Source organism: Planktothrix pseudagardhii, assembly GCF_904830925.1.
GTDB lineage: Bacteria > Cyanobacteriota > Cyanobacteriia > Cyanobacteriales > Microcoleaceae > Planktothrix > Planktothrix tepida.
Genome location: NZ_LR882967.1, coordinates 5148453 through 5162100, shown reverse-complemented (window position 1 = coordinate 5162100; position 13648 = coordinate 5148453). Strand labels below are relative to the sequence as shown.

Genomic DNA, 13648 nt, shown 5'->3' with positions numbered 1-13648 from the left:
TTTCGGATGCGAAAACCTCACTGGGCCGGGAACTCCTTCTCGGGTAGGAGGTTCTGTGGATTATTCTCGGTTACAAATTCGAGCGGCGACCTTGGGGGATCTCAGCGCCTTAACGGATGTTTTAGCCGAGAGTTTTCATTCCCGTGAGGGGATTTTTGGCTGGGTTTATCCGATTTTGCGGTTCGGGATTTATGAAGATTTACGCCATCGTCTGGTCATGGGTTCGGAACACTATCTGTGTTTAGTTGCTGTTGCTTCATCGGTCGGGGTTTCGTCCTCGATTTATAGACTCAATCAGGAGTATATTTTAGGAACGGTGGAAATGAGTTTGCGATCGCGGTATGCTTGGCAATTATCGTTAACGTCTCGCTATCCCTATTTATCTAATTTAGCGGTTCATCCCCATTATCGACAGCAGGGAATTGCCCAACAGTTACTGAGAATTTGTGAACAAACTGCCAAAAGTTGGGGATTTTCTCATCTTTATCTTCATGTCCTGGAAAATAATCGCCCAGCGAGACAGCTTTATTACAAACAAGGTTATCGATTAAAAGAGATTGATTCGGGTTGGGATTCGGTGTTATTTGGACAGCCTCGACGTTTGTTTTTACAAAAACGAATTTGAGCTTTTTTTAAGACTGAATTCGTTGTTTTAATCGTTCTCCCAAACGTAAAATTTGACACGCTAAAATCCCCGCCCCAAAGCCATTATCAATATTAACAACACCGACTCCCACCGCACAGGAATTTAACATGGTTAACAGAGGAGCTAACCCATTAAAACTCGCACCATATCCCACACTGGTTGGCACTGCAATCACCGGACAATCGGCTAAACCTGCAACGACACTGGGTAAAGCACCTTCCATTCCCGCCACTACAATTAATACATCCGCATCGGCAATTAAAGGCCAACTACTGAGTAAGCGATGAATTCCAGCAACTCCCACATCCCATAACCGTTTCACGGAAAAACCACATAAAGTGGCGGTTATTGCCGCTTCTTCAGCAACGGGTAAATCGGCAGTTCCGGCTGTTAAAATGGTTATTTTTCCGTTAGTATGAACCTGGGGAATGGTATCCGGTTGAATGGCACAAATTTTAGCCGATTCATAATAGCGTAAATCCGGTATTTGTGCTTTTAAGTGTTGATAAATATCGGGTTCAATTCGAGTCGCCATAACCACCGGATTTCGGGTTCGCATCACCTCGATAATCTTAATAATTTGTTCGGGGGTTTTATTCAGTCCCCAAATCACTTCAGGAAATCCGGTTCTTAATTTGCGATGGTGGTCAATGCGGGCAAAATCACCAACGGGTTCAAAATCAAAGTATTTAATTTTATCTAACGCATCGGTTGGGGTCAGTTGACCGGATGCAACGGATTCGAGTAACTGTTGTAAAGCTTCAGGATTCATTGAGGTTTAAAAACTAATTATTCAGCAATTTTGAGTTCATACAAATTCCAAAAACCTCCTCCTAAAGGGGTGAATTGAATGCCTTGAACTCGGTTGCGAATCGCTTCAAAGGAGAGGGGATTAACCATATATAATAAAGGCACTTGTTCGGCAATAATTTTTTGAGCTTTGCCATAAAGTTCTTTCCGCTTTTTCGGATCAAATTCTTGGGACGCTTTCACAAATAAATCGTCTATTTCTTGTTCCCAAGTAGAAACTTGCCAACCTTTAATCTCTGGTTCTCCCGGTTGTGGCCCTTGGTTAAAGGTGTGTAACCGTCCATTCACTGACCAAATATTATAACCCCCATGAGGTTCAACTCCGCCTCCAGTAAATCCTCCTAGATAGGCATCCCAATTTCGGGAACTCGAAAGACGTTCTACCAAAGTATTAAAGCTGAGAAATAATAAATCGACTTGAATCCCAATTCTAGCAAGATCTTGGTTAATTTGAGTTGCCATTTGTTCCCGAATTTTTTTACCCGCACTGGTTAAGAGAGTAAAGCGAACAAAATTTCCGTCACTATCGGTTAATTGCCCTTGATTATTATACTTAAATCCAGCATCAATTAACAGCTTTTTGGCTTGTTCAGGATCATAAAGATAGGTTTTTAATCCTTCTTCGGGAGATAAATAAAAGGGACTTTGTACAGGAATGGGAGAAAATTGTAGTTCTCCTAATCCCAAATAAAGGTTATTTTTCATCACGTCCCGATTAATCGCATAATAAACCGCCTGTCGGAATGCTGTATTATTAAACCATTTGGATTTAATCGGATCGACAAAGGGTTTACCTTGGGCATTTTTACCTTGATTTAAGTTAAATGCCATAAACACAGTCCCCATATCTGGCCCTGCATTAAAAATGGTAAATTTTCCCCGTTCTTCTTCGGGTTTTAATAAGGGAAATGCTTCGGGTTGAATCTGTAAATTATCTAAAGAACCTGAACGAAAATTCAATAATTGAGTATCGGTACTTTCTATAATTTGCCAGACAATTTGTTCAATATAGGGTTGGGGATTTCCTTGTTCATCTTTGCGCCAATAATAGGGATTTCGTTGTAAAATTACCCGTTGATAGGGAGCATAGCTTTGGATGCGATATTGACCATTTCCCACAATATCTTGGGGGTTTGTATCGGTTCCCCAAGTGGTTAAAAATTTAGGGTTTCCCTCAGCATCGGTTTGGGTTATAGATTCTTTTAAAATATGAGATGGTAAAATTGTTAGTCCGGCTACATATTGTAAAAAAGGAGCAAAGGGTTCTGCAACAGCAAATTCAACCCGACGATTATCTAATTTTTTAACCGTTGGGAATGTTCGACTTTTTCCGACTCGTAAAATATCTTTAAAACTGGTGGGAATTTTATCGTTTAAATAAATTTTATTATAGGTAAAAATAATATCATCAACGGTGAAGGGTTCACCATCCGACCACTTCAACCCATCTTTTAAGGTAATAATAATTTTTTGTTTATCTTGAGAGATTTCCCAAGATTCCGCTAACCCAGATTTCGGGATTAATTCTCCGGTTACGGGGTCTTCTTGAATTAACGGGTCATATAAATAGCCAAATACATTATAAGCCGATTGACTCATGGGCGGATTAAACGTCGCTGGGCCGCTAGGGGTGGGAATCACCAATCGAGATGGAATTTGGGATTGAACGGCACTACAGGCGCTCAGAACCAGTGCTAATAGAATAATTACAATCTTTTGTAACCTATGATCAGATCCGAATAAAATCATATTTCTGAAGTTACTTCAACTTTCCGAAATCATACAACATTTTTTAATTTTTTAGATTTTTACTTTTTCACGGAGTTCTTACAATTAGCGGTTTTCATTAAAAAATCTTATAAAAAATAAATAATTTTTTATTGGGTTTTTCTACAGTTTATTTTTTTTTATTTTTGTAACAATTGCTTAATATAGTATTGCCGTTAATTAAATACCTTTTTAGAATAAAGATAACTGATTTGATGGATTTATACAAGCTAATTAATTTTAACTTGGACTTTAGATTCATCTGAGACTGAGGGAAGGTTAATGCACAATGAAGTACATTAAGTTGTTTCAAGGAATTGCTCTGGCCTCTACTCTGATAAGTGGAATCATAGCAGGTGTTAGCAGTACAGTACAAGCACAGCAAGTGCTAGAGTCCTCAAAGACTCTTTCTGGTAGAATCGATTCTTCAACAGGTCTTATTCCTGTTCCTGGTAATCCTGTTATGCAAGGTGTTTCGTACACTTTTGAGGTGGAGGCAGGAGACGATATTGAAATCAAGGCTATAAACGATGAAGGTTCTAATAATAATCTTTTGTTAGTTGTCTACCCGCCCAACGGATCGCCAATAGGTCCACTTAATAATGGTAAGACAGAGGAATCGTTTCAGAGGAAGTCCATTGGTATTGGAGGGAGTTGGAAAGTTGACGTTATTTCATTCGATAATAAACCCGGAAACTACCATATCAGCCTGGTGATCAGACGCAATGGTGTTGTAGTTAAACCCCAAGAACAGTTGCCTTATGCGGATCAAGTTATGAAAAAACTTAACTTAACCGTAACCGCTTGCAGCACATCTGATGTTGTCGCAGTCATTGACATTGGAGGTGAAAAAAGATGTACAACCAGTTGGAAATCTGGAGAGTGGGTTTACGATGCAGCTACAAATGCTCTAGCCGCTAAACAACCTGCTGATCCCTATATTGCCATGATTAATAGTTGGGGAGCAACTCGCGTCGATTGTAACGCGGGGACAGCTTTAGTGAAGATTGCTTTTGAAACAAACAAAGTTTACTGTATTGTACCGACTTCAGAAGTACCGGCTGGGAACTATGCCTATGATCAGGCAAGTGGCGAGATTGTTCCTCTGGATGCTGCTCCCCAACCTCCTAATAATCCTCCACCTGACTATACACCTACTCCAGTAACTAATCCACAACCGATTGACGACGGAGGGTTCTGACTTGTTGTTAAAAAAACTCTAAAAGAGTTGCGGATTAGTGAAAACAGGTGGGGATTAATTAATCGTAACAACTTGATAATTAGGATGCTTGTCTTCAATCTTTCACCCAATTTTAATTAGGAGAAAAAATATCATGAAATCCCAATGGCTGATTTCCTTATCATGTTTAGCAATCGCGGTAGCAGGTATAGTGACGTTAAGCAGTGAAGCCCAAGCTGGTCGAATTTCCGTTCCTGTCAGAACGAACCCTGGAACCCAAGCACCTCAATCGCGCCCTCCACAACCGCCACCTGTACAACCTCCAGCGATGACAACTGTTCGTTGTCTAGGTCGAGTAACAGTGGCGGAAAAGAATGGCCGACAATCACCCGTTATTACATGGAGTACAGGTTATTTCGGAGATAACTATAGTCCTGAAACCCGATGCCAAATGGTTTCCCCTAAACTGAACAATGCAGTTGCTGCGAATGGAGGAACTTTTAAAGGAATGCGTTTTAATTCTGGAACTGTCAATGGTCTATTGGTGGTTTGTATTCTAGGGGCTGGCCAATCTGATTGTAACTCCGGCAATATGTTGTTTACTCTCAAACCCGAAAATCGACCTCGCGTTGGACAAATTTTGCAAGAGTTAACAAATTTTGGAGTATCAGGATCAAGTAGTATTGTGGAAGATCGTGGTGAAGGAGTACAAGTTGATATTAGTGATTTAGACCAGGAATTAGGAACTTCTGAACCTACTTATGCACCTCAGCCATCTTGGTCTGCACCTCAGCCTGCACCTCAAGCTGCTCCAGATGATACAGGTTTCTGATCTCTTGTCGTAATCACTCTCTAAAAAAAGAGTTGCGGATTAGTTAAAACAGGTGAGGATTAATTCATTGTAACAACTTGATAATTAGGGTATTTTTCTTCAATCTTTCACCCAATTTTAATTAGGAGAAAAAATATCATGAAATTCCAAGGGCTGATTTCCTTATCATGTTTAGCAATAGCTGTAGCAGGTATAGTGACGTTAACTCTTGATGCCCAAGCTGGTCGAATTACTCCTCACATTCCCGTCAGAATAAACCCTGGAACTCAATTTCCTCAAATGTCATCTGAAAAGCCACCAATAAATGTTCGTTGTGTAGCTCAACAAACAGTAGTGGACAATGGTAAATGGCAATCGGTTTTGATTACCTCCTGGAGTAAAACTTATTTTGGAGATAACTATACTCCTGAAACCCGATGCCAAATGGTTTCCTCTAGACTGCAAAATGCAGTTGCCATGAATGGAGGAACTTTTAAAGGAATGCGTTTTCTGAGTGGAGGTGTTTATGGTCAATTGGTGGTTTGTGCTCTAGGAGCCGATCAATCTGAGTGTACTTCTAGCAATATGTTGTTTACTCTCAAACCCGAAAATCAACCTCGCGTTGGACAAATTCTGGAAGAACTAACGAATTTTAAAACATCACCACCCAGCATTTTGGACATGTATCAACCTCCAGAAGTTGATATTAGTGATTTAGATCAGGAATTAGAAGGAGTTGTTCCATCTGAGCCTTCTCAGCCATTTGGGTCTGCACCTGAGCCAGTACCTTAGTATATTCCAGATGAGGATAGGATATAGGCTTCTGATATCTTGTCATAATCACTCTCTAAAAATCGATGAAGTAAACTCTTTTTGAGGGGTTGCCTTATAGAGACATCCCCCTACTCTTTTAAACTTAATATTGCTTATTTTCACAATGGAGTTACTATCTACCTTAATTGGGTTGCAACTATTAGCCATTAGTCCTGTATTCGGGGAATTGTTATGGGGTAGAAAAATTCCCTTTCTAACTCAGTCGCAGAGTTTAATCACGAGTACCACCAAGGTTCAATCCTCAGAAATACTAACTTCCCGTTTACCGCCCGTGGCGGTATCTGTTCCTGAAATTGCTAGACAAGTTACTGTTAGAATTCTAACAGAACCTGGTTTAGGATCGGGCGTAATTATTGATCGCCAAGGACAAACCTATACCGTTTTAACTTGCTATCATGTTGTAGAAAATAGCTATTACAATCAATACACAGTTCTGACTTCAGATGGTAAATCCTATCCGGCTCAATGGTTACAATCCGTTCAGTTTCCAAACTTAGATTTAGCTTTAGTTCAGTTTACAAGTAATCAATCCTATCAAGTAGCTACCATAGACTTACAGCCACTTACAACTGGCGAATTAGTTTATGCTGCTGGATTTCCAAATTGGTATTGGCCTAACCCAAATTCACCCTTAAGTACAAAGGATTGGGGAAATAAAGCTTACCATTTAACAGTGGGAAAGGTGGGAATGTTGTTGGCGCGATCGCTTCCTAAAGGATACCAACTCGGTTACACCAATGAAGTTGAAAACGGCATGAGTGGAGGGCCAGTTTTAAATCAATATGGTCGATTAATCGGGATTAACGGTCGCCTCAAATATCCGTTTCAAGGCATTGATGTGTTTAAATTTGAGGATGGAACATTGCCTTCAGAGGATTTATTTCAGCAAATGGAAGCCTTAAGTTGGGCGATTCCTATTTCGAGGTTTCAGAAACCCCAAACTCCTCCGGTTTCAGAAACATTATTTTAGAACTCAGGAGTTTTTACACAATTAGAGTTGATGGTGTTAAAAATTATGATTATCTCCTGTCGAGGCTCTAAAATTTTATCGTTGTTTTTAGGGGTAATTACAGCGTTCAGCTTAATTTTATTCAGTTCCCCTTCTCAAGCGATTACACCTGATGATATCGATGCCATGTCTTCCCAAACTACAGTTTTAATTGGGCAAGCTTTAAAAACAAGTGAGGGCGGATTAGAAACATTTAATCCCGGTTCAGGTGTGATTATTGCTCGCAATGGAAATACTTATTATGCAGTGACCAATACTCACGTTGTTAAACGGCCTAATCCCGACGTTCTTTGGGGAGTCGTCACCTGGGATGAAAAATTTCATGAAGTTTTGGATGTTGGGGATAATATTATTCGATTTGGCAACTATGAGTCCAGGGATTTACCCATTGCAGGTTTTGACTTAGCCTTAGTTAAATTTACTGCTAATGAGGATTATCCAATTGCTGTCATGGGTAATTCTGAACAGATTGAAGTCAATGACCCCGTTTATCTATCAGGTTGGCCTAAACCAGAAGGCGGAGTTGCTGGGACTGTGCGTGTTTTTAGTCCTGGTCAGTTAGTTAAAATTGACGATACTCCATTTTCAAATGGTGGGTATAACATTATGTATGATAACTGGACTAAACCAGGGATGAGTGGGAGTCCGGTGTTTAATCAAAATGGAGAAGTTATTGGAATTCATGCTGCTGGAAGAAGAAATGGGAATAATTATTGTATTGATCCTGAGTTAAATCTTAATAGTAGTTGTGGAATTGAAGCAGTTTATTTGATTAGTCAACTGGAAGCTAAACGGATTAGATTAGCTTTGAATCCACCCCCAGTTCAGCCTTCGGTAATTGCCAAAGGACGAGCCAATAAAGCTGAAGCTGATGTGATTGAGGATGTGTACAAAATCTTTAATCGAGTAGAATCACAACTCAGAGATTGTCCAACTGGAGTTCTGATTGATGAACCGGGATGTGAAAGTTCTTTCTAGTTCAAAGATTTAGAGATATATAACAACTGGATTGGCGGTTGCTATATTTAGATTTATGAATTGTAATTACAAAATCTCCATTATACTTAAGAAAACTTGCTTATTTTTTCTAAAAGTATTAAAATTATTTTGTCTCAAATCCGAAAATCTTTTTGACAAAGATTAGTGAATCATCTTGAAATCTAATAATTTTATAACTGTAAAAAAATGGGCACTCTCAACGGTACATCATTTAATGATATTAATTTTAATGGTATCTTCGATGTCGGAGATATTCCGCTTCCCAATGTCACAGTTTTTTTAGATACCAATGGCAACGGTTTACCCGATTCGCTAGAAGCAGTTACTATCACAGACATTAATGGTTTTTATTCGTTTCCCAATCGAATCACAGGAAACTATCTAGTTGAACAAGTTGTTCCTCCGGGTTTTATACGAACAACTCCAGCAACCTCAGTAACCCTGACGGGAAGTGTCACAGATACAGTTTCATTTAACATTGCTAATGTTCCGCAAACACTAGCAACAGGTAATATTACGGGAAGGAAATTTATTGACCTTAACAATAATGGCAGTTTTGAAGCGGGAACTGATCAACCTCAGTCGGGTGTCACCCTATTTTTAGATGGGAATAATAACGGACAACTGGATACTGGAGAATTACAAACTCAAACAGATTCAGACGGTGTGAAAGGTTTGTATCTCTTCGGAAATTTACCCACTGGCACTTACACTGTTCAAGAAATAGTTCCCACTGGATTTACTCGTATTACTCCGGTTCAACCTGTTAATGTCCTTGCTTTTAATACCACAACCTTTGACATTGCTAATATTCAACAAACACCAACAACAGGCAATATTAGTGGAACGAAATTTAATGATCTTAATGCTAACGGAATTCTTGATATTGGAGAACCTGGAATTGCCGGAATTGCGATTTACCTTGATCTCAACAATAACAGCACCCTTGATACCAATGAACCTGGAACACTAACAGATACCAGAGGTTTCTATCAGTTCAATAACCTACAACCCAATACTTATCAACCCAATACTTATATTGTTCGGGAAGTGCAACAACCGGGTTTTATATCAACTCTAGTTCCCAATCCAGTTACAATTGTTCCTGGTTTGAATGTAGAAAATATCAATTTTGGCAATGGCATTCCTGGGATTTTGGAGTTTAGTAACCCAATCTTTTCTGTGAATGAAGATGGCACAACCAATATGGACGTGATGGTGACTCGAACGGGAGGCAGTGTCGGCGCAGTAGATGTAACTGTATTACCGAGTAATGGGACTGCTAATGCAGGAACCGATTATAATCCAACACCAATTACTGTTTCATTTATCAATGGGGATAACACGCCCAAACCTATCCGAATTCCGATCATTAAGGACTCTCGAGTTGAACCCGATGAAACTATTAATCTTGCCTTAGTCAATCCGACAAACGGAGCAGTTTTAGGTGTACAAAGTACAGCTACTTTAATAATTAACCGTAGTGATACTGGTGTTCCCTTAAATTTAGGAACTGTCGGTGATTTACGAACGGTTGCTAATAATCCTTTAGTTTTAGAATCAGGGTTAAACTTTTCTACAAATGCCTTGGGAATTGTCAGCGTAGAGCAAGGAGGAAGCGGTAATTTTATCGATCCGTTGACCAACCCAGGACAGTTGGCTACTGCAATTACCTACGATCAAGGTCAGTCAATAATCATCAATGTAGCCGATGGATTTGATCAGAAATTTAGTTTCCGTTATGGGTCTCCATTTGCCGATCATCAAGTTACTATTTATGAGGGAGTAAATGGAACAGGAAATGTTTTAGCATCAGTACAGTTACCTCGAACACCTGACTCTAATTTAACCCCAGGTGCTTATATTTTAGAAAATAACCCTTCATCAACTCTATTTTTTGAAGGGATTGCTAAATCAGTCATTTTAGGAAGCCAACCTAATAAACTATTAATCAACAATATAACTTTTGGCTAAAGTGTTTTTAGGGTATGCCTTTTGAAAACTCAAGGGGAACAATTTATTCTCCTTGAGTTTATTGTTCTGTTTCCTGAAAATAACTTAAAAAGACAATGGGAATGTCTAAACCCTTAACGCCCTCTCGAAGAGGGAATAATAACATTTGTGCGATCAAAACTGGAAGGGATAATAACATTTGTACGATCAAAACTAGGAGATAAAATTTGTTGTCCAGAACGTAACTGACCTCCTGCATTTTCTCCATCAAATCCTACTTTTTGTAAAGAATCTACCGTTGTTGCTACCCCTCCTGTGCCATTCAACGGATCAGCAATTCCCCCTAAAGCATCATACAAAAATGTGTTCCTGAATCCCTGGTTTCTTTCTCCGGGGTCTTGCGACTCTTCAAAAAATGTCGGTCGGCGGTTTTGAGCTTGAGCAGGTGAAAGTAAAAATCCCATTCCTCCTATACTCAGAATAACTATAGCCAGGAAGGAATTTAAAAATTTTGAGTTAGGTAAAAACTGATTCATGATTTTAATCTCCAAAACTTGTGTTCAATTGAGACAAAACTGCTTAGAACAAAAAAGTGGTTCTGAGAACACCAATAAAAATTGTGTTGTTATCAGCATTATGTTCAGGAGCAGTAACAACAAATAAACCAGGAGTGAGCCACAGGTTATCGGATACACGCCAGCGATAAAAGGTCTCAAAGTGTAATGATGTATCTGGGTCAGTTCCGTTAGGTAAATCTCGACCTGCAACTAATTTGGGGGGTTGACCAAAGATGAAAGCAAATAAGTCTCCTTGGCGACCAAAGGGTTCAGAAACCCCCACAGAAACCGCGTAGGTTGTCGTATTGGCATAGGCATTGCTATCAAGGGATTCTCCCATGGTAACACCGCCCCACGCTGCCAAGGTCACTTGACGATTAACCCGCCATTGAAATGATCCACCCACTGCATTAATCTGCATCGGTTCATCCAACCCTCCAGAAGTATCGGCATTTAAGCTCCCCGTAAAGGTATCTAAACTACCATTGGCAGAGTAGGCGTTAATATAAGTTAGACCTGCTAAAGTGTTGCGAGAGGGTTTAATTAAAAACTGAACTCCTAATGCACTATGATCAGAGCCACTAATCCCTTGACGAGCATCGCTTGTGTTCCTTGTTCCATAGGCTGCTTGAAATCGCAGCCAATCTGTTACTAACCAATCTACACCAGCCCCCCCATCTAGGCTTCCGATTTTAAAGAGAGGGCTGGCTTCAGCAAATCGAGAGATTGCTCCCCGTCCAGTATCATAGTAGGGAGAATTAGCGGTCAAGACATTACTTAGACTAAAACCAACGGGCCGAACCGTAAAGACCGCACGATTGTTAAATGCAGGAAATCTGTATTCTAATAAGTCCAAAGCAATTCGGTTATTGGTATCAGTCTGATAAGACAGCAAAGCCATGTCACCATATCCCGGTTCTTCAAAAGTTCCAGCATAGCCCCGATTGCCAAAGTTTCCAGCCACTAAGCCAACTCTTAAGCGATCTAAACCACTAAAAGAAGAGACGGTTCCCAGACGTAACAGGTAATTAAGTACAGCTTGGTTATTACCCCTGTCTCCAGGGGGGTCGCCTCCTGCTGCTGTGGATAACCCAAAAATTGCTTCCCCACCGAAAACCGTAGTTGTGGAAAATTGGTTTGCTTCCAGTTCAGCAGTACGAGCTTCTAAAGCATCAATCCGACCCCGTAAGGTTGCTAATTCTGAGGCAAATTCTTCTTGTAATCTTTGTAAAACGGCTAAATCTTCCCGCGTTACTTTATTGATAACAGATGCAGCAATCAGTTCATTGACCCGTTGCAAGCAAGCATTCAAACCCGCAGCAAACTCGTAACGAGTCATGGCTCGATTCCCTTTGTAAGTGCCATCAGGATATCCAGCAATACAACCGTAACGCTCAACCAAAGATTGTAAGGCTTGAAACGCCCAATCGGTAGGTTGTACGTCTGACAGTTGGGAAACAGATGTTACCTGACCTTGAACTTCTGTCAAGCTATCTTCAATGTCCTCATTCAGATCCTGACCGAATTTTTGAGGTGACGTTGGGATGATTGCATCTGAAGATAACGAGTTTAAGGATTGGGCAAACGTAGTATCCTGAAACGCAAGTCCTAGTAATATTGGTAAGATTGGTAAAAAACACTTTATTCGCATACGTTCCTACTCAAAACCTATCATAATAATATAATTGATTAGTATGTTATGTAAATAGGCTGGCTCTTATATTACTAAGTCCCTGTGTTCTGAAGTTCTGCCTGAATTTGATCAAAAATCCCATTATCTTTAAAAAATTTGTCTTGAATATTATTCCATCCGCCTAGATCTTCGGCGTTAAATAATTTCTTAATGGGGGAAAATTTTTGAGAGGCTATCGGATCTAAGGGTCTAAATCCCACTTTAGCAAAAGCCCTTTGTGCTTCAGGAGTAAAGAGGAATTCTACAAATGCTTCTGCGACTTCACGAGTTTCTCGGCGATCAACATATTTATCTACAATGGCGATGGGATTATCAATAGAAATATTAACATCAGGAATAATCACTAAGGTGTTTTTAGCGAGTCCATTTTGAGCCGATAAAATCATTTCATTTTCATAATTAATTAATACATCTCCTTGATTTTGTCGTAGAAATAAATCCGTTGATTCCCGGGCATCTTTAGCTAATACAGCGACATTTCTATAAACTTGAGTCACAAAATTTAAGGCTTCGGTTTCCGTCCCCCCGGTTTGTGTAATCGCCCCCCACAACGCCAGGAAATTCCAACGCGCAATTCCTGATGTTTTGGGGTCAGCCGTAATCACCGAGACTCCGGGTTTTGCCAAATCAGACCAAGTACGGATGTGTTTTGGATTTCCTGCCCGGGTAACAATCGCGCCGACTGAATGGGCGACAATCCCCTGATTGGGGACTTCCTGTTCCCAACCCGGTTGAATTAAGCCAGCTTCCTGAATTTTGTTGGTGTCGAGGGCTAAGGCCAAATGCACGACATCCGCCGGAAATCCATTAATCACGGCGCGAGTTTGGGTACTAGATCCAGCATAACTTTGTCTAATTCTCACCTCCTGGTGATGTTCCCGATGCCATTTTTCTTTAAACAGAGGAATAATTTCGGCGTAGGCGGCGCGAGTTACAGCATAGGACACTAAACTCAGTTCAACGGGTTGACGTCGAGGAGTGATCTCGTCTGCGGGAGAAAAGGAAGAGGGAGAAACGGTATATCGATTACAGGCGGGGAGGAGGAGACTCAAACTCAGACTGGCCAGCAACAAAAACAAAAAGCTATGAGAGAGTATCCAAAATCCAGAGTCCATCCATTTCTGCCACTGACGATAGAACATAGCCCGTGAAATTCCTCAGTTATTGATTAAGATTTTAATCAAAAAATACTATAAGTTGGTAGGATTAGTGTACTTTATAATCAATAATATAACATTTTCGAGGATCAGGCGATCGCCAATCGCGGATTAATGTTGTTTTAAATACAAAAGAATTCAGGGGACAATTAGGGTTATAAACCTTTGCTAGAATATGAGGATGTATTGACTGTTTACCCACTCAATTCGGATTTTTTAGACTTTGAGTAGC

12 protein-coding genes are annotated in these 13648 nt (G+C 40.1%); 7 read left to right on the top strand and 5 right to left on the bottom strand.

Annotated elements, in window-relative coordinates; genetic code table 11:
• The first annotated feature begins 55 nt into the window (after positions 1–55).
• On the top strand, positions 56–625 hold the full coding sequence (locus tag NMK36_RS22265; RefSeq protein WP_193870264.1) for a GNAT family N-acetyltransferase: 570 nt from the start codon (positions 56–58) through the stop codon (positions 623–625).
• A 7-nt stretch (positions 626–632) separates the two neighbouring features.
• Here the strand turns inward: NMK36_RS22265 and larB are convergent, their stop codons facing one another.
• Positions 633–1418 (bottom strand): nickel pincer cofactor biosynthesis protein LarB, encoded by a 786-nt coding sequence (larB, locus tag NMK36_RS22260; RefSeq protein WP_193870263.1) that lies wholly within the window; start codon positions 1416–1418, stop codon positions 633–635.
• Between the two features lie 17 nt (positions 1419–1435).
• Positions 1436–3205, bottom strand: a complete 1770-nt coding sequence (locus NMK36_RS22255; protein WP_254174643.1) for an ABC transporter substrate-binding protein — start codon at positions 3203–3205, stop codon at positions 1436–1438.
• A gap of 307 nt (positions 3206–3512) precedes the next feature.
• Between NMK36_RS22255 and NMK36_RS22250 the strand changes: the two genes are divergently transcribed.
• The 6 genes from NMK36_RS22250 to NMK36_RS22225 all read left to right on the top strand — a co-directional run bounded on the left by NMK36_RS22250 (position 3513) and on the right by NMK36_RS22225 (position 10030).
• Entirely contained in the window at positions 3513–4424 is a 912-nt protein-coding gene (locus NMK36_RS22250) for a hypothetical protein (RefSeq protein ID WP_254174642.1), read from the top strand.
• Between the two features lie 133 nt (positions 4425–4557).
• On the top strand, positions 4558–5235 hold the full coding sequence (locus tag NMK36_RS22245; RefSeq protein WP_254174641.1) for a COP23 domain-containing protein: 678 nt from the start codon (positions 4558–4560) through the stop codon (positions 5233–5235).
• Between the two features lie 195 nt (positions 5236–5430).
• Positions 5431–6006, top strand: coding sequence for a COP23 domain-containing protein (locus tag NMK36_RS22240; protein ID WP_254174640.1), 576 nt, complete (start codon positions 5431–5433; stop codon positions 6004–6006).
• A 145-nt stretch (positions 6007–6151) separates the two neighbouring features.
• Positions 6152–7018 carry a S1 family peptidase gene (locus NMK36_RS22235; RefSeq protein WP_254174639.1) on the top strand — a complete coding sequence of 289 codons (867 nt, stop codon included), beginning with the start codon at positions 6152–6154 and terminating at the stop codon, positions 7016–7018.
• 30 nt (positions 7019–7048) lie between these two features.
• On the top strand, positions 7049–8035 hold the full coding sequence (locus NMK36_RS22230) for a S1 family peptidase (RefSeq protein ID WP_254174638.1): 987 nt from the start codon (positions 7049–7051) through the stop codon (positions 8033–8035).
• A 207-nt stretch (positions 8036–8242) separates the two neighbouring features.
• Entirely contained in the window at positions 8243–10030 is a 1788-nt protein-coding gene (locus NMK36_RS22225; RefSeq protein WP_254174637.1) for an SdrD B-like domain-containing protein, read from the top strand.
• Positions 10031–10143: 113 nt separating this feature from the next.
• Here the strand turns inward: NMK36_RS22225 and NMK36_RS22220 are convergent, their stop codons facing one another.
• The 3 genes from NMK36_RS22220 to NMK36_RS22210 form a co-directional block, all read right to left on the bottom strand.
• Positions 10144–10545: a hypothetical protein gene (locus tag NMK36_RS22220; RefSeq protein ID WP_254174636.1), complete on the bottom strand. Its 402-nt coding sequence runs from the start codon at positions 10543–10545 to the stop codon at positions 10144–10146.
• Positions 10546–10588: 43 nt separating this feature from the next.
• Positions 10589–12217 carry an iron uptake porin gene (locus NMK36_RS22215; protein ID WP_254174635.1) on the bottom strand — a complete coding sequence of 543 codons (1629 nt, stop codon included), beginning with the start codon at positions 12215–12217 and terminating at the stop codon, positions 10589–10591.
• Positions 12218–12291: 74 nt separating this feature from the next.
• Positions 12292–13401 (bottom strand): sulfate ABC transporter substrate-binding protein, encoded by a 1110-nt coding sequence (locus tag NMK36_RS22210; protein ID WP_254174634.1) that lies wholly within the window; start codon positions 13399–13401, stop codon positions 12292–12294.
• Between the last annotated feature and the right edge of the window lie 247 nt (positions 13402–13648).